The sequence below is a fragment of the Bradyrhizobium sp. MI1.11 genome (assembly GCF_055811255.1).
In genome coordinates, this window is the sequence record NZ_JBVVPM010000014.1 from 41,204 (window position 1) to 61,994 (window position 20,791).

The following is a 20,791-nucleotide window of genomic DNA, read 5'->3' on the forward strand; positions in this document are numbered from 1 at the left end:
GCGATTGCGTGCCTTCTTAACGTGGCCGACGAAAAGATCAATGCCGACAAGCGTCTTTGGCCGCGCGCCGGCGTGCGCCCCCGGGAAAATCCCTGTGATAGGATTCAGGCCCGCGGTCCTCGAATCAACGTGTGCAGATGTTCATGTTCCAGCGCCTTCTCGAGGGCCGCCCTGAAGGTCTTTGCGTCCGCCTCTGCACCCTGGCTTTCGGCTTGGGGGTCTCATTCGCCTTGGGGCTCCCGGCAAGCGGCGCGGGGGCAGAGGAGGCCCACGCCATCGCGATGCACGGCAAGCCGGCGATGCCTGCCGATTTCACCCACATGCCTTACGTCAATCCTGATGCCCCCAAAGGCGGCCGGCTGACCTGGGGCGTTCTTGGCACCTTCGACAGCCTCAATCCCTTCATCGTCAAGGGACTGGCCGTGCAGCAGATGCGGAACTACGTGATCGAGAGCCTGCTCGCGCGCGGCAATGACGAGCCGTTCACGCTCTACGGCCTGCTCGCCAGATCGGTCGAGACCGATGACGAGCGGAGCTTTGTCACGTTCCACATCGATCCCCGCGCCCGCTTCTCCGACGGCAAGCCGGTCCGCGCCGAGGACGTGCTGTTCTCCTGGCAGCTGCTGCGCGACCACGGCCGCCCCAACCACCGGCAATATTACGGCAAGGTCGCAAGCGCCGAGGCGCCGGATCCCCTCACCGTCCGCTTCGACCTTGCGGGGGCCAATGACCGCGAACTGCCGCTGATCCTCGGCTTGATGCCGATCCTGCCGAAACACGCGGTCGACGTCGCGGCTTTCGAGGAGACGACGCTGACGGGTCCGGTCGGCTCCGGCCCCTATCGCGTCACCGCGGTGAGGCCCGGTGCCAGCGTGACGCTCACCCGCAATCCCGACTATTGGGGCCGTGACCTCCCCATCAATCGCGGGCTCTACAATTTCGACGAGATCAGGCTCGACTATTTTCGCGAGGCCAACGGCCAGTTCGAAGCTTTCAAGCGCGGCCTCTATGATTTCCGCATCGAGCACGAGCCGCTGCGCTGGCATGACGGCTACGACTTTCCCGCGGCGAAGAATGGCGACGTGATCCGCGACACCTTCAAGCCGGGCGTGCCGCAACCTTCCGAATTTCTGGTGTTCAACACGCGGCGTCCCATCTTCGCCGACATCCGCGTCCGCCAAGCCTTGACGCTGCTGTTCGATTTCGAGCTGGTCAACCGCAACTACTTCTTCAACCTCTACTCGCGCGTCGCCGGCTATTTTGCCGGCTCGGACCTGTCAGCGTATGGCCATCCCTCCGATACGCGCGAGCGCGAGCTGCTCAAGCCGTTCGCCGCGCAGATTCCGCCTGACATCATGGACGGCAGCTACCGCCTGCCGGTGACCGACGGTTCGGGCCGCGACCGGACCACGCTACGCGCGGCCCTGAAGCTGTTGTCGGAAGCCGGCTACGATCTCGACGGCACTGTGCTGCACAACCGCGCGACCAAGGCGCCCTTCACCTTCGAGATCCTGGTCACGACCCGCGACCAGGAACGCGTCGCGCTTGCGTTCCAGCGCGACCTCAGGCGCGCCGGCATCGAGCCGAGCGTGCGATCGGTCGATCCCGTGCAGTTCGACCAGCGCCGGCTCGCCTACGAGTTCGACATGATCCAGAACCGCTGGGACCAGTCGCTGTCGCCCGGCAACGAGCAATATTTCTACTGGGGGAGCGCTGCCGCCGACAATCCGGGCACCCGCAACTACATGGGGGCCCGGGATCCCGCGGTCGATGCGATGATCGCCGCACTGCTGGAAGCCCGTGAACATACGGATTTCGTATCCGCGGTACGGGCGCTCGATCGCGCTTTGATCTCCGGTTTCTATACAATCCCCCTGTTTAACGTATCCGAGCAATGGATCGCGCGCTGGAATCGGATAGAACGGCCAGAGGCCACCTCGCTGTCCGGCTATTTGCCGGAGACCTGGTGGTCGAAGGGGCAGCCGCAAGCTGATCAAGCAAAGTGACGCCGTGAACCAGCCAGCCGTATCGCCGACGCTCGACACGTTGTTTCAGCGCACGCTGATGCGGCAGCCGCACGCGACTGCCCTGCTCGACCCGCTGAACAAGTTCCGCGTGACCGGGCACCAGCCGCGGCGGATGAGCTATGCCGAGGCTGACACGGCCATCGAGGCGCTGTCCGCCTATTTCGTCGAATCGGGCCTGCCGGCCAATTCCGTCATCGCCATCCAGCTGCCGAATACGGTCGAGTTCGTGCTCACCGTTCTCGCCGCCCATCGCGCCGGCCTCGTCGTTGCCGTGCTGCCGCTGCTCTGGCGCCATGCCGAACTGACCGCCGCTCTCAACCGCACCGCGGCGCGCGCCATCGTCACCATGAGTACGGTCGACGGCGTCAGCTATGCCGATCTCGCCATGCATGCGGCCGCGGAAGCCTTCTCGATTCGCCATGTCTGCGGCTTCGGCACCAACCTGCCCGAAGGCATGGCCTCGCTCGACGACGTGCAGGCCCGTCCGCCCGGCACCTCGCGCGCCGTGATTCAGGATGGCCGCAAGGCGGCGATGATCTCCTTCGACGTTACCGCGGAAGGCTTTCGTCCGGTGCCGCGACCGCATTTCAGCCTGATCGCCGGTGGGCTCGCGATGTCGCTGGAAGCCGACGTCAGGCAGGGCGCGACCGTGATGGCGGCGTTCACGCCGATGTCGTTCGCAGGGCTCGCCTCCTCGCTCGCGGTGTGGCTGCTGTGCGGCGGTACGCTGGCGCTGCATCATCCGTTCGAGAACGACGTGCTGGAGCAGCAGATCAACGCGCACGAATGCGACGTGCTGATCGCACCGGCGCAATTTGCCCAGCGGCTCGGCGATTCCGATCTGGCGGCGCGGATGCCGACCTTGCGCAACGTCATCGGCCTGTGGCGCGCGCCCGAGCAGGTGGCGGCGAGCGAGGCATGGATCGCGCCGCACGCGCCGTTCACGGACGTCTATCTGTTCGGCGAGGCCGGATTGTTCGGCGCCCGGCGTGGCGAGGACGGCATGCCGGTACCGGTGATGCCGGGACCGCACGGCGCGCCACGCGAGCAGTCGGGTTCATCGATCGCCGGCGAGATTCTGCTGACGCCGAAGGGCACGCTCGGCCTGCGCGGCCCGATGGTGCCGATCGCGGCCTACGCCCCGCCACAGCCGGCCGGCGACACCCTGATCGCGCAGCCGCCACGTGACTATGTCGATACCGGCTATGCCGCGCGGCTCGATCGTCCCAGCGGCGCGATCTGCATCACCGCGCCGCCCTCCGGGATCATGGCCGTCGGCGGCTACCGCTTCCTCTCCAACGACCTCCAGGAATGGGCGCGCCGGCTCGGCCAGGGCGCCCTGCTGACCGCGCTGCCCGACCGGCTCTCCGGTCACCGGCTCGCGGGCCGAGCCCAGGACAATGCCCGCGCCCGCGAGGCGCTCAGTGAACTCGGGCTTAACCCCCTGATGGTCGAAGCTTTTCGCGACCGTTCCGGACCGGGTTGAGGGTCATTTCGACCGTTCCATTGACGCTGCATTAAGGCGGCCGGACTAGATTGCGCGGCACCTGTCGCGTGATCAGAGTCTCTCGATGTCCCAGGCCGGCCCGATCCTGTTTGTGTCCAATGGCGAGCGGCCGGCCTTCATCGCGGCGCTGGACGAGGCGCGATTCTTCCCCGTGATCGACACCGGCTGGGCCGGCGCGACGCGCGCGGTCGAAGAGGTGCAGCCGGCCGTGGTTCTCGCCGCGATGGATGCCGGGCACGAGCCGCATCTGGCGCTGCTCGCCAGGAAGATCGCCGAGCAATCGCCTTACCTTCCCTTCGTGGCGTTGGACGCGGCGGGCGCGCTCCCGCACAACGCCCTGCCCTTCTCCTCCTCGCGCGCCGGCCATTCCGAACGCCTGATCGCACGGCTTCGCGCCGCGCTACGGATTCGCACGCTTCATGCCACGGTGCTGCGCCGGCTGCCCGAGGTGAAAGTCGCGCTGCCGGACGCTGATCCCGTTCGCGATGCTACGGTGCTTCTGATCGGTCGCGGCGTGGCTTACCCCGCGCTTTCCGTTGCGCTAGGCGAGCGTATTGGCGTCGTCGGCGCGCTCTCGATCGAGGCCGCGGCCAAGCATCTCAACACCCGCGACCTCGACGGCGTCGTGCTCGCCGAAGGTTTTACCGCCCGCGTGACCGATGCCTTCCTCACGGTGCTCGCCGAGGACACTCGCTTCCGCAGCCTGCCCGTGGTCGTCACCGCGCATCAGTTGACGCAGGCTTATGACTTGCCCAATCTCGAGCTGATCCCGGGCGAGCCGGCGAAGGTCGCCGCCAACGCGCTGCCCCTGATCCGCCAGCACGCGATGGAAGCCCAGCTGAGCCGCACGCTGCGCTCGATGGATGCCGGCGGCTGGCTCGACCCGCGCAGCGGTCTGCTCACGGTAGAGGCCTTTGCCCGCGATTTTGCCAAGGCGGTCGAGCAGACGCTGGCCCACGGCGGCGGCCTCTCGGTCGCACGCTTCGCCTTCGATCCCGGCAATTCCCGCGCCCAGCTCGATGCCGCGCGCATTCTCAGCCGCCTGATGCGACAGATGGATTTTGGCGTGGCGCAGAAGGACGGGTCGGTCATCGTCGTGTTCGCCGAAACCGACTTCCGCACCGCCCACATGATCGCCCGCCGCCTCTCTGCCGTGATGCGGCACACGTCGAACGGCAAGCACGAAATGCGCAGCGATCCCGTGGTCTCGGTGGATTCGCTGTCGCCGTCGGATACGGCAAGGTCGCTACTTGGGCGGCTCTCGGCCGACGCGTCGCGGGCGGCGTCGTAATTACCTCGCGAGCTGCCGTAGGGTGGGCAAAGGCGCACTTGCGCCGTGCCCACCATTTTCCAAAGTTGACGATGGTGGTGGGCACGCTTCGCTTTGCCCACCCTACGGCACCTCGCTCACGCCGCCTTCTTGCTCTGCGCGAGCTGCGCCAGCTGGCGCATGATCTCGGTGGTGCCGGCCAGACGCTCTTCCGGCGTCTCCCAGTCTTGCAGGAACACCACCTTCATGTCGGGCCGCACCTTCGCGGCCTGGCCGTGGCTGCGGATGAAGCTCACCAGCCGATCGGGATGGGCGAAGGAATTGTCTCGGAAGGCGATGACGGCGCCCTTCGGACCGGCATCGATCTTGCCGACATTAGCCTGGCGGCAGAACGCCTTGATCGCGGCGACCTTGAACAAATAGCGCACCTCGTCCGGCAGCACGCCGAAACGATCGCGCATCTCGGCACCGAAGTTCTCGATCTCCTCCTCGCTGTCGAGGTCGGCGAGCCGCCGGTAGAGTGACAGCCGCACCGAGAGATCGCCGACATAGTCCTCCGGAATCAGCACGGGCATGCCGATTGTGATCGTCGGCGACCAGCGGTCGGCGGCGGGCTCGGACACGCCGGCCTTGAGGTTGACGATCGCCTCCTCCAGCATCGACTGGTAGAGCTCGAAACCGACCTCCTTGATGTGGCCGGACTGCTGCTCGCCCAGGATGTTGCCGGCGCCGCGGATGTCGAGGTCGTGCGAGGCGAGCTGGAAGCCCGCGCCCAGCGTCTCCAGCGATTGCAGCACGGTGAGCCTGCGCTCGGCCTGCGCCGTGATCTTCTGCTGCGCCGGCAGCGTGAACAGCGCATAGGCCCGCAGCTTGGAACGGCCGACGCGACCACGGAGCTGGTAGAGCTGGGCGAGGCCGAACATGTCCGCCCGATGCACGATCAGCGTGTTGGCGTTGGGGATGTCGAGGCCGGATTCCACGATCGTGGTCGACAGCAGGATGTCGAACTTGCCGTCGTAGAACGCGGTCATGATGTCCTCGATCACGGCGGGCGGCATCTGCCCGTGCGCGACCGCGACCTTCATCTCCGGCACGTTCTTGTCGAGGAAGTCCTTGACCTCGGCGAGGTCGTCGATGCGCGGCACCACGTAGAACGCCTGGCCGCCGCGATAGCGCTCGCGCAGCAGCGCCTCGCGGATCATCAGGGGATCGTGCGGAGCGACGAAGGTGCGGACCGCGAGACGGTCGACCGGCGGCGAGGCGATGATCGAGAGCTCGCGCACGCCGGTGAGCGCCAATTGAAGCGTGCGCGGAATCGGCGTCGCCGACAGCGTCAGCACGTGCACCTCGGCGCGGAGCTGCTTCAGCCGCTCCTTGTGGGTGACGCCGAAATGCTGCTCCTCGTCGACGATCAGCAGGCCGAGGTCGCGGAACTTGATCGACTTGCTGAGCAGCGCGTGGGTGCCGACGACGATATCGACCGAACCGTCGGTGAGGCCTTTCTTGACCAGATTGAGCTGCTTGGCCGGCACCAGGCGCGAGGCCTGTGCGACCTGCACCGGGAAACCCTTGAAGCGGTCGGTGAACGTCTTGTGGTGCTGACGGGCGAGCAGCGTGGTCGGCACCACGACTGCGACCTGCTTGCCTTCGAGCGCGACCGCGAAGGCGGCACGCAGCGCCACCTCGGTCTTGCCGAAGCCGACGTCGCCGCAAATCAGCCGGTCCATGGGACGGCCGAGCTCGAGGTCCTTCAGCGTGGACTCGATCGCGCCGAGCTGATCCTCGGTCTCGTCATACGGGAAGCGCGCGCAGAACTCGTCATAGAGGCCCGGCTGCACCGGCAGCTTCGGCGCCTCGTGGAGGTGGCGCTCGGCAGCGATCTTGATCAGCTCGCCCGCGATCTCGCGGATGCGGTTCTTGAGCTTGGCCTTGCGCGTCTGCCAGCCGGAGCCGCCGAGACGATCGAGTTCGACCGAGGTCTGGTCGGAGCCGTAGCGCGACAGCAGCTCGATGTTCTCGACCGGCAGGAACAGTTTTGTCTCGGCGGCATAATGCAGCTCGAGGCAGTCATGCGGCGCGCCGGCGACGTCGAGCGTCTGCAGGCCGATGAAGCGGCCGATACCGTGGTCGACGTGGACGACGATGTCGCCGGCGGCGAGGCTCGTCACCTCCGAGATGAAATTGTCGAGCTTGCGGCTCGCCTTGCGCGGCCGCACCAGGCGATCGCCAAGAATGTCCTGCTCGCTGATGACAGCGATCTCGTCGGTCTCGAAACCGCTTTCGAGGCCGAGCACGGCAAGCATGGTCTCGTTGCGCGGGGTCGCCTGCACCGTGCGCCAGCTGTTGACGCTGGTCACAGGGGTGAGCTTGTGATCACGCAGCATCGAGGTCATGCGGTCGCGCGAGCCCTCCGTCCAGAGCGCGATGACCACCTTCTTGCGGCTTGTCAGCAGCCCATGCACATGTGCGACGACGGCTTCGAAGACGTTGACCTTGTTATCATTGCGCTCCGGCGCGAAGTCGCGGCCCTTGCGTGCCCCGGCATCGACCACGCTGGTACCATCGGCAGGCACCGAAAACTGTGTCAGCCGCACCAGCGGCATCCCGCTCTCGCGCTTGCCCCACTCCTCCTCGGTCAGATAGAGCCGGTCAGGCGGCAGCGGCTTGTAGATGGCGCCGCCGCCCGGATGCTCCATCGCATCGCGGCGGGCCTGGTAATAGTCGAGGATCTGCTTGAAGCGCTCGCGGATGGCGTCCTCGGCCTGCGGCTCGATCGCGATCGCCGCGCCCTGCAGGTAGTCGAACAGCGTGTCCATCCGGTCCTGGAACAGCGGCAGCCAGTGCTCCATGCCGGGATGACGGCGGCCCTCGCTGACGGCTTCGTAGAGCGCATCGTCGCGCTCGGGCGCGCCGAACTCGGCGACATACCCCATGCGAAAGCGGCGGATGGTGTCGGTGACGAGCTGGAATTCTGAGATCGGCACGAGATCGAGCGCGCGCATGTCGAGCAGCGTGCGCTGGGTCTCGGCATCGAAGGTGCGGATCGATTCCAGGCTGTCGCCGAAGAAGTCGAAGCGGACGGGCTGTTCCAGGCCGGCCGGAAACAGGTCCAGAATGCCGCCGCGCACGGCGTATTCGCCGGGCTCGCGCACGGTCGAGGAGCGATTGTAGCCGTTGTGCTCGAGCCAGGCGATGATGGTGTCCATCGGCACGACGTTGCCCGGCGCGACCGACAGCGCCTGCGCCGCGACGAGCTCGCGCGCCGGCACGCGCTGCACGACGGCGTTCACCGTGGTCAGCACGATCAGCGGCTTGTCGCTACCGGTCAGGGACGCCAGCCGTGCCAGCGTCGTCAGGCGCTGCGCGAGGACGCCGCCATGCGGCGAGACGCGGTCATAGGGTTGGCAGTCCCAGGCCGGGAAGGTCAGCACGGGCAAATCGGGCGCGAAGAATTGCAAGGCACGTTCGAGCTGCTGCATCCGCGGCCCGTCGCGGCAGATCACCGCGAGGCTGACGGCCGGCTTCTTCGGCCGCGCCGCGATTGCGCGCGCCAGATCGGAGACGACGAGGCCCTCGGCACCCTCGGCGACATTGGCAAGCGTCAGCGCGCGGCCGGGCGTGAGCAGCTCGGCCGGCGATTTCATCCCCTGCTTCATACGTCGCGGTCCGCGATCGGAAACGCCTTGATGCGCGCAAACAGCGGGCCGATGACTTCGGCGGGAAGCACCTTGTCGCCGGTGATGGCGGCGTAGAGGTCGGGATCGGCCTCTTCGAGCAGGGTCTCGAGCTGCGTCAGCTCGTCGTCGGACAGATTGCCGATCTCGGCATCCGCGAAGCGGCCGAGGATCAGGTCCATCTCGCGCGTGCCGCGGTGCCAGCAGCGGAACAGAAGCCGCTTGCGGCGGTCGTCCAGCCCGTCGCTCGATCGTGTCGTTCCCGTCATGTCTCAATTCCAGTCAAACGCCAAAAGCCCGGACGTGCCGGGCCGGGGTGATATAGCCACTCGGGCGGGCCCTGTCAGCCCTCGATTTGTCATGGCCGCTGCCGCCGCAGGGACGCGAAAAAACACGTGGATGCCGGGCATAAAGCCGGGCATGACGAGCGAAAACGATCCTAGGTTCGCCTGATGCGCCCCAGCCTGCTCAATCCGCTGTTTGCCCCCGTGACCAGCCTACCCGGCGTCGGTCCGAAGCAGGACAAGCTGCTGCAATATCTGCTCAGCCGCAATGAGACGCCGCGGCTGGTCGATCTGTTGCTGCATTTGCCGAGCCAGGTCATCGACCGCCGCGCGCGGCCGAAGATCCGCGACGCCGTGCAGGGAACTATGGTGACGCTGGAGGTCACGGTCGACCGCCACCGCCCGCCCCCGCCGCGCAATGCCCGCGCGCCCTACCTCGTCTACGCCAGCGACGATACCGGCGACGTCGTGCTGACGTTCTTCCGCGCAAAGCCCGGCTATGTCGAGAAGCTGCTGCCGATCGGCGAGAAGCGCTTCGTCTCCGGCACGCTCCAGATGTACGACGGCATCCCGCAGATCGTGCATCCCGACCGGGTGCTGGACGAGGAGGCGATTTCCAAACTCTCCGGCATCGATCCCGTCTATCCCTTGACCGAGGGCCTTGCACTCGGCTCACTCCGCCGCGCGGTCGCCCAGGCGCTGCAGAAGCTACCGGCGCTGCCGGAATGGATCAGCCCGGAGGTGCTGCGCCGCTGCGGCTTCCCGCCGATCGCCGAGGCGCTCACCCGCGTACATCAGCCGGTCGAGCTCACCGACATTCTGCCCGACCAGCCGTTCTGGTCGCGGCTCGCCTTCGACGAGCTCCTGGCCGGGCAACTCGCGCTTGCCCTGATCCGCGCGCAATTGCGCCGCCCGGCCGGTGTGCGCAACGCCGGCGACGGGCACCTCCGCAACAAGATCATCGATGCCCTGCCCTACGCGCTGACCTCATCTCAGCGCGACGCAGCAGCCGCCATCGCCAATGATCTACAACAGCCGGTGCGCATGCTGCGCCTGCTCCAGGGCGACGTCGGCTCCGGCAAGACCGTGGTCGCGCTGCTCGCCGCAGCTGCCGTCACCGAGGTCGGCAAGCAGGCGGCGCTAATGGCGCCGACCGAAATTCTGGCGCGCCAGCACATCAAGACCATCGCGCCGCTCGCCGAGCGTGCGGGCATGCGGGTCGCGATCCTCACCGGCCGCGAAAAAGGCAAGGAGCGGCGGGAACTCTTGGCACAGCTCGAAGCCGGCGAGATCGACCTGCTCGTCGGCACCCATGCGTTGATCCAGGACGACGTGATCTTTCGCGATCTCGCCCTCGCGGTCGTCGACGAGCAGCATCGTTTTGGCGTGCGCGAGCGGCTGGCGCTGACCTCAAAGGGCGAGGCCGTCGACGTGCTGGTGCTGAGCGCCACGCCGATCCCGCGCACGCTGGTGCTGACCTATTTCGGCGACATGGACATCAGCGAGCTCAGGGAGAAGCCGGCCGGCCGCCAGCCGATCGAAACCCGCACCATCTCGATGAGCCGCCTCGGCGAGGTCACCGACAGCATCGGCCGCGCGCTCGAATCCGGCAAGCTGGTCTACTGGATCTGCCCGCTGGTCGAGGAATCCGAGGCCGAGGGCACCGAGCACCTAACCAATGCCACCAAGCGCTTCGAAAGCCTCCAGAAGCGTTTCGGCGACCGCGTCGGCCTTGTCCACGGCCAGATGAAGGGCACCGAGAAGGACCGCGTCATGGGCCAGTTCGCCGCCCACGAGATCGGGCTGCTGGTCGCGACCACCGTGGTCGAGGTCGGTGTCGACGTGCCGGCGGCGACCATCATGGTGATCGAGAACGCCGAACGCTTTGGCCTCGCCCAGCTTCATCAATTGCGCGGCCGCATCGGGCGCGGCTCGGAGGCCTCGACCTGTCTGCTGCTCTACTCCGAGCCGCTCGGCGAAATGTCGAAGGCGCGGCTGAAGGTGATCCGCGAGACCACCGACGGCTTTCGGATCGCCGAGGAAGATCTGAAGCTGCGCGGCGAAGGCGATGTGCTCGGCGTGCGCCAGAGCGGCCTGCCCGGCTACCGCATCGCCCGGTCGGAGGTGCACGGCCAGCTCATCACGCAGGCCCGCGACGAGGCGCTGCGCATCCTGAAGGACGATCCGAAACTCAAGGGCGAGCGCGGCGAGGCACTGCGATGCCTGCTGTATTTGTATGAGCGGGATGAAGCGATCCCGCTGATCGGGGCGGGTTAGGCCGCTCTCTGGCGCCCGATCTCATAGGCCGCCACATGCGCGCGGGCCAAATCCAGCAGCGGCGTGTCGACGCCGAGTGCACGGGCCCGGTTGGCCATATCGCCGAGGATGTGGTCCGCCTCGGTGATCGAACCGCGCTCGATATCACGCAGCATCGAGGCCTTGAGCGGGGAGTCCGGGGTCGTGAACAGCTTCCGGTCAAACTCGATGAAAGGCGCTCGCGGCTCAAAACCCGAGGCCGTCGCGACGGCACAGCATTCCGCAAACAGGCGGAAAATAGATTGCTCGCCGTTCGGCACGGACAGAATGTCTCCGATGCTTGCACGCATCAGGCAGGTGATGCCGGCTAGCGTGCTGAGCTGGACGAATTTCTCCCACATGTCCTGCATGATCGCTTCGCTGGCGCGCACGTCGATACCGGGCACGTGCAGCAGCGTCTCCAGGGCAAGCACACGCTCGCTCAGCGAACCCTCGATCTCCCCGAAGACAATCGTCTGATTGGCCATGAACTGAACGACACGGCCATCCGCATCGAGCCCGGCACTGACATTCGCGAGCCCGCCGAGGACGCACCTCGCACCGAACCGCGCAGTCAGGGCGTCGACATGTTTCAAGCCGTTGAGGATCGGCAAAATCATCGTGTTGGCGCCGACCGCCGGGGCAAACTGGACCATCGCATCGTCGAGCGAGTAGGATTTCACCCCGACGAGCACGACGTCGAACGTTTCCTTGAGATCGTTGGCCAGGATGACCTTCGGCTGCACGGCGAAGTCGCCATGCGGGCTCACGACCTGCAATCCATTCCGCCGCAATTGCTCCGCCCGCCCGGCCCGCACCAGAAAGGTCACGTCGCCGCCGGCTCGGACCAGGCGAGCTCCGTAATAGCCTCCGAGCGCTCCCGCGCCGATCACAAGTACTCTCATTCGAACTCCCAATGCGGAGTGACCGCTTCCGCACAAAGAATAACAGATGGGCCACGCGCCGTCTCCTTCCCGTCATTGCGAGCCAAGCGAAGCAATCCAGGATCTTTCCATTGAGGGACTCTGGATTGCTTCGCTCCGCTCGCAATGACGATGCGGATAAGCCCGGCTCTTAAGTGCCCCCTTTCGTCGCGGCTGGCTTTGTGAAATCTTCCCATCATGCGCCGGATCATCGTCGTAGGCTGTCAGGGTAGCGGAAAGACGAGCCTCTCCCGGAATCTCGGGCGAATGCTCGGGCTGCCGGTGGTGCATCTCGACGTGCTCTACTGGCGGCCGGGATGGAAGCCATCCGACAAGCCGAGCTTCCGGGCGCGCGTCGCTGATGCGATCGCGGGCGACGCATGGGTTGTCGACGGCAGCTTCTCGGGACTTGCCTTCGATCTCACGCTGGCGCGCGCCGATGCGCTGGTCGTCATCGACCGCCCGCGCTGGCTCTGCCAGTGGCGCATTCTCTTGCGCTCCGCCTTCGATCGCGACAAGACCCGGCCTGACCTCCCGGAGGGGTGTCCCGAACAGTTCGACTGGAAATTGATGCTCGAGGCATGGCGCTACGACACCGAGCGCGCGCCTGTCATCGAGGCCGAGCGTATGCAGTATGGCGCTGACGTCCCGGTCGTGCGCTTGAGACGCGATCGGGACATCGAGGGTTTTCTGGATTCGGTGCACGGCGCATGATCGATGACCGTGACCTGAGACCGGACAATCAGGATTTCTTCTGCGCGATGCCCGCGGCGAATGCCTTCATCAGATCGGTATCCGCCGCGTCGCCTTTCGCGTCCTCGGCGAGATGCTCGAACCAGCGCGCAAAGCCTTCGTAAACCTGGCTGGCCGGATGATCGGGGCCGAGAAAGCCGGAAATCTCCCGCATCTCCGCAACCCAGCGATAGGCCTTCGGGATCATGTCCGGCAGCGCGACTTCGAGGCGGGCCAGAACCGCGGGCTGGCTGCGTGCGAGTTCGTCGCGCAGCGCATCGGCAGCCCCCGCTTTCGTTGCCGCGACCACCATCGCCGAGCCGATGCCGGCGAGGCCCTTGACGATACCGGCGTAGGACATTTTGAGCGCGGACGCGGCACCGACCGGCCCTTCGACGATCCGCACGTCGAGCCCGAAATCCTTCAGCACGGCGACGTCCTTGGCGTGCTCGCCGGACATGTAGAACGCGGGGCTCTTGCCGCCGGGCTGGGGCGGGAACCCGATGATGCCGGCATCGACGAACGGCGCCTGAGCCGAGCCGATGATCTCCTCGATCCTCATCACGGTATCGACGTTGACGGCATTGCAATCGACCACGACCGGCTTCTTCTCGCGCCGGACGATCAGCCCAGCCAGCCGCTCGGCGAGCGCCACCGCTTCGCCCGGCGGCACGATCGAGAGGATGATGTCGGCCTCCGCGATCGCGTCGTCCTCGGCGCCGATCATGCCGGCATCCGCCGCGCGTTTGCGCGTCGCCTCGCTCCGCCCATTCAACGACGTCAGCACGCGCGCACCGTGCTCGCCGAGACGGCGGGCCACGGCACTGCCCATGGCACCGGGCGCGAGGATCGCAATTGTTTTGGACATCGTGTTGGACATCGTGCACTCCAAGTCGAAGCAAAGTCGAATTCCAGGCGAGGCGCTCAATCTAACCGGAAGACCGGGGCGCGTACTCATAAACTTGCGTTGCACTTCGTGTGAGGCCCGCTCTGTCCGTGATAGCGCGCGCTGGCGCAGCTCACCCAAGCTCCGCGATCACCTAGCCAGATATCCAAAGGGCATAGTAACGCGAGTAAGCTTCGCCACCTTGCTCCCAGGGAGCCGTGGGTTGGAATCCGATCCTTTCGTATTGCCATGGGCATCCTCTCCCTTGATCATACGCCCTGACGTGCAAATCAAAAATCAAGCCGGCCGTAGAGTTCGTCGAATGGTACGCACACATGCTCATTGTAGGCGGCCCTCGATTGCAGCCGCTCATACCAGCGCTCAACGTTCGGCAAGTTCGGGCGCGGAAGGTCAAGATTGAGATAGCGATAAAGATGCGTCCCTACCGGAATATCGGCGAGTGATAGCTGGTCTCCCAGCACGAAACACCTGCCTTTCAACTGATGGTCGATGTGCTTCAGATAACGGCTGGTTTGTTCCAGAGCTTTGTCAACCGCAGCCAAGTTGCGCTGCGCTTCGGGCGTGCGGTACCAACCCCAAAACACACCAACCATGAATGCTGGCTGCAACGCCGTTTGCGTCCAGTCTATCCATTGGTCTGCCTTCGCGCGCTCAGCCGGATTCGCCTTCCAGAACGACGTTTCGGAAGCGTATTTGGCCGCAAGATACCTCAAGATGGCGTGCGACTCCCAGACGACGACGCCGGAGTCATCAATCACTGGAACGCGGCCATGCGGGTTCATGGCCAGGAATTCAGGCGTGTCGAGGCCCCCGAACGAGCCTCCAAGTTCGACATGCTTGTGCGCGATGCCGAGCTCACCGACCAGCCACATCACCTTCTGCAAGTTGAATGACGATTTACGGCCATAAATGGTGAGCATTGGCGCGGATCTCAATTAGGATATCGGCTTACACCTAGAGCCCAGCAGTAAGCAGAAATGAAATGACGCCACAAGCTGCAATAGCTCCTTGCACTCGTTTTGGGTGACAAGGCACCTGTCAGGCTTGAATCACAGCTTTCCGCTGTGACTGCCAAGCTGACGTTCATGAGTACACGCCCTGGCAGGGATGCGAACGCCCGCGTGAACGGCGGCCATCCCGCAAAGGAATGGCCCTACTCCACCTTCGCAGGCTGGGGCTGGAGAGCCGAGGCGTTGGCGATACGCGCGGCATTCGCCATGCCCGCCAGCGCCGCCGCCTTCTTCGAATCGGGCGCCGAGCCCGGCTGCACCACGCCGGCCGACATGATCAGCGTCGCGGCGTCCTCGGTGCTCATGTCGACCTCGACGATCTTGCTCTTGGGCACGTAGAAGAAGAAGCCCGTCGTCGGGTTAGGCGAGCAAGGCAGGAACACCGAGACGTGCTCCTCCTGACCCGGCAGGCTGCGGGAGACGTCCTCGTTCGGCGCTTGCGAGATCAGCACGATCGACCACATGCCCGGCGAGGGAAACTCGACCAGGCCGACCTTGCGGAAGCTCGAGCCCTTGCCCGAGAACAGCGTCTCGAACACCTGCTTGAGGCCGCGGTAGATGGCGCGCACCGCCGGAATGCGGCCGAGGAAGGTCTCGCCGACATCGACCAGTGTCCGGCCGATCAGATTGGCGGCGAGGAAGCCGACCAGCGTCAACGTGAAAAATGCGACGATCAGTCCCCAGCCGGGGATGACGTACGGCATGTAGGTTTCAGGCCGATAGGCCAGCGGCACGAACGGCCGCACCACGCCATCAACCCAGGTGACGAACCACCAAACCAGATAAAAGGTGATCGCAACCGGTCCCGTCACCACGAGACCGGTGAGGAAATAATTGCGGAAGCGGCCTATCAGGCCGGTATGCGGCTCCGGCACGGGATCAAGGGGCGCAGGCGCGTCGTCACGGGGGTTCATTCGGGTTCCAGGTCGGTCGCTTCGTTCAAGCTAGGTTCTTCTAGCAGGTTTTGGAAGACCACGAAGCGTTCCGGCCCGACCCTTCTGCCTATTCCACGGTCACGGATTTCGCGAGATTGCGCGGCTGGTCGACGTCGGTCCCCATGATGACCGCCGTATGATAGGCGAGCAGCTGAACGGGGACGGCATAGACCATCGGCGTGAACGCCGCCGCCATGTCAGGCATGACGATGGTGACGAGGGACTCGACGGTCGCCTCCGCCGCGCCTTTGGCGTCGGTCATCAGGATGATCTTGCCGCCGCGAGCGGCGACCTCCTGCATGTTGGAAACGGTCTTTTCGAACACCCGGTCGTAGGGCGCGATGACCACGACCGGCATGGTCTCGTCGATCAACGCGATCGGACCGTGCTTGAGCTCGCCGGCGGCATAGCCCTCGGCGTGGATGTAGGAGATCTCCTTCAGCTTCAGCGCGCCTTCGAGGGCGAGCGGGAAGCTGGTGCCGCGACCGAGATAGAGCACGTCACGCGATTTCGCGATCTCGCGCGCGAGCTTCTCGATCTGGAGCTCGGTGGTGAGCGCATCCGACATCAAACGCGGGACCTCGACGAGCCCGTGGACGAGCTTGGTCTCGTCCTCGTCGGACAGTTCGCCGCGGGCCTTGCCGGCCGCGATCGCAAGATTTGCCAGCACCATGAGCTGGCAGGTGAAGGCCTTGGTCGAGGCGACGCCGATCTCGGGGCCGGCCAGCGTTGGCAGCACGGTTTCGCTCTCGCGCGCGATCGTCGAGGTCGGCACGTTGACGACGGCCACCGTGTGCACGCCTTCGGCCTTGGCGTAGCGCAGCGCGGCCAGGGTGTCGGCGGTCTCGCCCGACTGCGAAATGAAGATGGCGAGATCTCCCTTGCGCAACGGCGCCTCGCGGTAGCGGAATTCGGAGGCGACATCGACCTCGACCGGCACGCGCGCGAAACGCTCGAACCAGTATTTTGCGACGAACCCGGCGTAGCTCGCGGTGCCGCAGGCCGTGATGTTGATGCGCTGGATGTTCTTGAAGTCGAACGGCAGCTTGACCGGCAGGGAGACCCGCTCGGTCGCCATGTCGACATAGCGTGCCAGCGTGTGGCCGACCACTTCCGGCTGCTCGTGGATCTCCTTGGCCATGAAGTGGCGGTAATTGGCCTTGTCGACCAGCGAGGTCGAGGCGGCGTGCTTGGTCTTCTCGCGCTGGACGGCGTGGCCGTCCTTGTCGAAGATCGCAGCGCTCGTATGGGTCAGCACGACCCAGTCGCCGTCCTCGAGATAGCTGATCGTGTCGGTGAACGGCCCAAGCGCGATGGCGTCGGAGCCGAGATACATCTCGCCGTCACCATAGCCGATCGCGAGCGGCGGACCGTTGCGGGCGCCGATCATCAAATCGTCCTCGCCGGCGAAGATGAAGCCGAGCGCGAACGCGCCGCGCAGACGCGCCAGCGTCAATTTCACCGCTTCCACCGGCTTGTTGCCGCGCGTGAGCAGATCGTCGACGAGATGCAGCACGATCTCGGTGTCGGTCTGGGTGTGGAACACCGTGCCTTTGTTCTCGAGCTCCTCGCGCAGCTCGCGGAAATTCTCGATGATGCCGTTGTGAACCACGGCGACACGCTCGGTCGCGTGCGGGTGCGCATTGTTCACGGTCGGCTTGCCGTGGGTGGCCCAGCGGGTGTGACCGATTCCGGTCGTGCCCTTGAGCGGCTCGGCTTCCAGCCGCTTCTCCAGATTCTTCAGCTTGCCCTCGGCGCGGCGGCGCTCGAGATGCTTGCCCTCGAGCGTGGCGACGCCCGCGGAATCATAGCCGCGATATTCAAGACGTTTGAGCGAATCCACCAATTGCTCTGCAACCGGCTCGCGCCCGAGAATGCCGACAATCCCGCACATGCGGATCAATATCCCCCAAATCGTCGAAAAATCGCCTAAACGACGCGCTCGGTTTTTAGCGAAGTTCCTAAGGAACCAGATACTCAATAATTATTGCTGATTGAGACAGCACCGACGGCGACGAGCCTCGCCTGCGTCGAACTGGCTGGGCCTTAAACCGCGCGCGTTAACTTGTTGTCAACGAATTTGGCCAACCCTTGCGTACCAGGGAGACAGGCCATGAAAGGCTCATCCGACCGCAAAAGTCTGTCATCGATGTCGGTGCGCGCCAGCGAGACCACCGGCACGCACCTTGCGCACTGGCCGCCGCCCCAGCGCGGCAAGGAAAGCAAGCCCGTCATCATCAAGCACGTCGCCGGCGAGCCGGCAAAGCGTGCCAAGCTGCGCGGCTGGCGCCTGACGCGCGCGATCTTCTCGGAATTCGCCGACGACGAATAGCGCCGCTCATTTCGCCGGCTTCTTTTCAGGCTTCCTGGCACCCGTCTTCATCTCGCGATAGCGCGCCGCACCACCTTCGCGGATGGTCTGCGGACTGCGCTCCAGCGCCATGGCGTCATCAGGCACGTCGCGCGTGATCACCGAGCCCGAGCCGATATAGGCGCCGTTGCCGATGGTCACCGGCGCGACCAGCGAGGAGTTGGTGCCGACGAAGGCGCCCTGCCCGATGATCGTCTTGTGCTTCTTGAAGCCGTCGTAGTTGCAGGTGATGGTGCCGGCGCCGATGTTGGAATTGGCGCCGATGGTGGCGTCCCCGATGTAGGAGAGATGGTTGACCTTGACGCCGGCCTCCAGCGTCGCGGCCTTGGTCTCCACGAAATTGCCGATGCGCGCGCCGTCGCCGAGCGAGGTGCCGGGCCGCAGCCGCGCATAGGGGCCGATGGAGACCTTCTTGCCGAGCGTGGTCTCGACGATGTGCGAGAAGGAATGGACCACCGTGCCGTCGCCGATCGAAACGCCGGGGCCGATCACCACGAAGGGCTCGATCGTCACGTCCTTGCCGAACACGGTATCCGCGGCGAGATAGACGGTTTCGGGCGCGATCAGCGTGACGCCGGCCTCCATAGCCGCTTTCCGCAACCGCGCCTGCATCACGCTTTCGGCCTCGGCGAGCTGCGCCTTGGTGTTGATGCCGCGCACTTCGTCCTCGCTGGTTTCGATCACCACGGCATCCCATCCCTGTTCGCTGACAATGCCGACCACATCGGTCAGATAATATTCGCCCTTGGAGTTCGCATTGCCGATCTTGTCGAGGATCGCGAGCGCGCGGCGGCCGTCGATCGCCATGACCCCGGCATTGCAGAGGTCGATCCTGCGCTCCTCGGCGCTGGCATCGGCCTGCTCGCGGATCGCGACCAGGCGGTCGCCCTCGACGATGAAGCGGCCATAGCCGGTGGGATCGGCGGCGCGGAAGCCGAGCGCCGCAATCGCCGCGCCTTTGGCCAGCGGCGCGCGCAGCCGCGCAAAGGTCTCGGCCGAGATCAGCGGCGTGTCGCCGAACGCAATCAGCAAATCATCCACGCCCCGCGCAATGGCATCGCGCGCCGCCAGCACCGCATGTGCGGTGCCGAGCCGTTCATGTTGCACGAAGGTGAGCGCGTCGGGGCGGATGCGCTTTGCTTCGTCCGCCACCGCCTGATGGTCGGGTCCGATCACGACCGCGAGCGAGGTGCCGGTTCCCCTGGGCGCCGCGGCGAGCACGTGGGCGAGCAGGCTCTGGTGCGCGACCGGATGCAGCACTTTCGGCAGGTGTGAGCGCATACGCGTGCCTTCGCCGGCGGCGAGCACGATCGTGAGGCTGGAACGCGCGGTCATCGAAATCCTGTCAATCCGGCCGAATCAATCGGCGCCAGCGGCAACGGCCGCCCTCATGAGCTATCGCCTTGCTACCCCCGCAAACGCCCGGAGTTCAAGTGCGACACGCTTTTCCTGTTAATGTTCCCTGATTGATTCGGGGAAGCCGGACAGGGGTTGGGCACTTAACGTTCATGGCAAAGGATTCCGACCCACTGGCGGATGCCTTCGGCGCCAAGGAGACCGGCGGGCTGTTCTCCGGACTTGTGGCCGAGGAGAGTTCGTTCGATCGCGGCATGATGTGGCAGCTGGGCTCATGGGGCGTGGCGGCCGTCGGCGCCGTGGTGATTGCCGTGTTCGCCAACCAGGCCCAGCTCGGCTGGCGGCGCGACCAGGTCGCGTCCGCCGATCTCGCGCGCCAGGCCGACCGGCTCCAGATCCTGACCAAGGAGAGCCAGAACGAGGCCCGACGGCTCGCCTCCGCCATCGAGACGCTGAACACGGACCGCGACCGGCTCTATTCGCGCGTCACCGTGCTGGAGCAAGGGCTCGATTCCGTCACCGGCGCCATCGCCAAGCAGACGACAACGCCGCCGCAGGCATCCATCGCGAAGCCGCAGGACGCGCCAGCTTTGATCGGGCCGCCGGCGCCCGGCATCGCGCCGGTCGCCTCGACACCAGCTCCGGCCAACGACAAGCCGCGCACCGAGGCTGCAAGGGAGCCGTCGAGCCCACCGCCGCAGAGCGCAGCGGCGGCCTCGCTGGTCGCGCAGTTGCCGGCGACGAATTCGGCACTGCCGATGCTTCCGTTGGTCCCGTCCAAATCGATCATGGCGCCGCCCGATCCGGCCGCCCCGAAACTGGTTCAGCCCGAATCCACTGAGAAGACCACTGAGAAGGCTGCCGAGAAGAAGCCCGATCCGGCGCCCGCGCCCATCGAAGTCGCCGCTGCACCCACCAAGCCGCCGGAGGCTGCCGAAAGCGAGGCTCCCGCGATCGCGGTCCAGCAGACGCGCTTTGCGATTGATCTCGGTGGCGCCAACTCGCTCGACGGACTGCGCGCTCTGTGGCGCGGGCTCACCAAATCCAATCCCGAGATCGCAGCGCTGCGGCCGATCATCATGATCAAGGAAGGCAACACCGGCCTCGGCATGCAGCTCCGCCTCGGTGCCGGCCCGCTGATCAATGCAGCGGCTGCGGCAAAACTCTGCGCCGGCCTCGCCGAGAACGACCGCCACTGCGAGACCACCGTGTTCGACGGCCAGCGGCTGTCGATGCGCGGCGGCCAGGAAAAACAAGAGAAGACTCAGGATCGAGTTCAGGAGAAGAACTCCGACAAGAACCAGGACTCGGTGCCGCAAGCCGAGACCGCACCGGCGCCCGCCGCCAAGCCCGACAAGCATCGCCGCAGCTATTCCTCGAAACGCTCGTCGAAGCGCGAGGAACCCGCGCCTGCTCCTGCGGCGCCGCCGGCCGCACAGCCGAAGCCGGAGACGGCGTCGGCGGGATCGACGCTGTCGTCGTTCTTCAGAAGGTAGCTTA

Annotated in this window: 15 protein-coding genes; 7 read left to right on the forward strand and 8 right to left on the reverse strand. The window is 65.6% G+C overall.

Going from position 1 to position 20,791, the window contains the following annotated elements:
- Nucleotides 1-137 precede the first annotated feature (137 nt).
- The 3 genes from AC0L30_RS16355 (at nt 138) to AC0L30_RS16365 (ending at nt 4,825) form a co-directional block, all read left to right on the forward strand.
- Nucleotides 138-2,006: an extracellular solute-binding protein gene (locus tag AC0L30_RS16355; RefSeq protein WP_219684371.1), complete on the forward strand. Its 1,869-nt coding sequence runs from the start codon at nt 138-140 to the stop codon at nt 2,004-2,006.
- A gap of 4 nt (nt 2,007-2,010) precedes the next feature.
- Entirely contained in the window at nt 2,011-3,513 is a 1,503-nt protein-coding gene (locus AC0L30_RS16360) for a class I adenylate-forming enzyme family protein (protein WP_219684368.1), read from the forward strand.
- Nucleotides 3,514-3,598: 85 nt separating this feature from the next.
- Nucleotides 3,599-4,825: a GGDEF domain-containing protein gene (locus AC0L30_RS16365; RefSeq protein WP_473404713.1), complete on the forward strand. Its 1,227-nt coding sequence runs from the start codon at nt 3,599-3,601 to the stop codon at nt 4,823-4,825.
- A 116-nt stretch (nt 4,826-4,941) separates the two neighbouring features.
- Here the strand turns inward: AC0L30_RS16365 and mfd are convergent, their stop codons facing one another.
- Entirely contained in the window at nt 4,942-8,460 is a 3,519-nt protein-coding gene (mfd, locus tag AC0L30_RS16370) for a transcription-repair coupling factor (RefSeq protein ID WP_473253637.1), read from the reverse strand.
- Nucleotides 8,457-8,747 (reverse strand): FAD assembly factor SdhE, encoded by a 291-nt coding sequence (locus AC0L30_RS16375; RefSeq protein ID WP_009859479.1) that lies wholly within the window; start codon nt 8,745-8,747, stop codon nt 8,457-8,459. Before AC0L30_RS16375 ends, mfd begins: the two co-directional genes overlap by 4 nt.
- Nucleotides 8,748-8,930: 183 nt before the next feature.
- On the opposite strand from AC0L30_RS16375, the gene recG reads away from it, so the two are divergent.
- Nucleotides 8,931-11,039, forward strand: coding sequence for an ATP-dependent DNA helicase RecG (gene recG, locus AC0L30_RS16380; protein ID WP_473404714.1), 2,109 nt, complete (start codon nt 8,931-8,933; stop codon nt 11,037-11,039).
- Here the strand turns inward: recG and panE are convergent.
- Nucleotides 11,036-11,962, reverse strand: coding sequence for a 2-dehydropantoate 2-reductase (gene panE, locus AC0L30_RS16385; RefSeq protein ID WP_473404715.1), 927 nt, complete (start codon nt 11,960-11,962; stop codon nt 11,036-11,038). The genes recG and panE overlap by 4 nt on opposite strands.
- Before the next feature lie 285 nt (nt 11,963-12,247).
- On the opposite strand from panE, the gene AC0L30_RS16390 reads away from it, so the two are divergent.
- Entirely contained in the window at nt 12,248-12,694 is a 447-nt protein-coding gene (locus AC0L30_RS16390) for a P-loop NTPase family protein (protein WP_473404716.1), read from the forward strand.
- Between the two features lie 28 nt (nt 12,695-12,722).
- On the opposite strand, the gene AC0L30_RS16395 is transcribed toward AC0L30_RS16390, so the two are convergent.
- The 4 genes from AC0L30_RS16395 to glmS form a co-directional block, all read right to left on the reverse strand.
- Nucleotides 12,723-13,580 carry an NAD(P)-dependent oxidoreductase gene (locus tag AC0L30_RS16395; protein WP_035992465.1) on the reverse strand — a complete coding sequence of 286 codons (858 nt, stop codon included), beginning with the start codon at nt 13,578-13,580 and terminating at the stop codon, nt 12,723-12,725.
- Between the two features lie 308 nt (nt 13,581-13,888).
- Entirely contained in the window at nt 13,889-14,539 is a 651-nt protein-coding gene (locus AC0L30_RS16400) for a glutathione S-transferase family protein (protein ID WP_473404717.1), read from the reverse strand.
- A gap of 233 nt (nt 14,540-14,772) precedes the next feature.
- The gene (locus AC0L30_RS16405; protein WP_007590844.1) at nt 14,773-15,543 is read right to left on the reverse strand and encodes a DUF502 domain-containing protein; all 771 of its coding nucleotides are present in this window, start codon (nt 15,541-15,543) and stop codon (nt 14,773-14,775) included.
- Nucleotides 15,544-15,631: 88 nt separating this feature from the next.
- Nucleotides 15,632-17,458: a glutamine--fructose-6-phosphate transaminase (isomerizing) gene (gene glmS, locus AC0L30_RS16410; protein ID WP_473404718.1), complete on the reverse strand. Its 1,827-nt coding sequence runs from the start codon at nt 17,456-17,458 to the stop codon at nt 15,632-15,634.
- Between the two features lie 219 nt (nt 17,459-17,677).
- Between glmS and AC0L30_RS16415 the strand changes: the two genes are divergently transcribed.
- A complete protein-coding gene (locus tag AC0L30_RS16415; protein WP_473404719.1) occupies nt 17,678-17,896 on the forward strand; it encodes a hypothetical protein in 219 nt (72 codons plus the stop codon).
- A gap of 6 nt (nt 17,897-17,902) precedes the next feature.
- On the opposite strand, the gene glmU is transcribed toward AC0L30_RS16415, so the two are convergent.
- Complete coding sequence (gene glmU / locus AC0L30_RS16420; RefSeq protein WP_473404720.1) at nt 17,903-19,270, reverse strand: bifunctional UDP-N-acetylglucosamine diphosphorylase/glucosamine-1-phosphate N-acetyltransferase GlmU; 1,368 nt, start codon at nt 19,268-19,270, stop codon at nt 17,903-17,905.
- A 173-nt stretch (nt 19,271-19,443) separates the two neighbouring features.
- On the opposite strand from glmU, the gene AC0L30_RS16425 reads away from it, so the two are divergent.
- Nucleotides 19,444-20,787 carry a hypothetical protein gene (locus AC0L30_RS16425; RefSeq protein ID WP_473404721.1) on the forward strand — a complete coding sequence of 448 codons (1,344 nt, stop codon included), beginning with the start codon at nt 19,444-19,446 and terminating at the stop codon, nt 20,785-20,787.
- Nucleotides 20,788-20,791 lie beyond the last annotated feature (4 nt).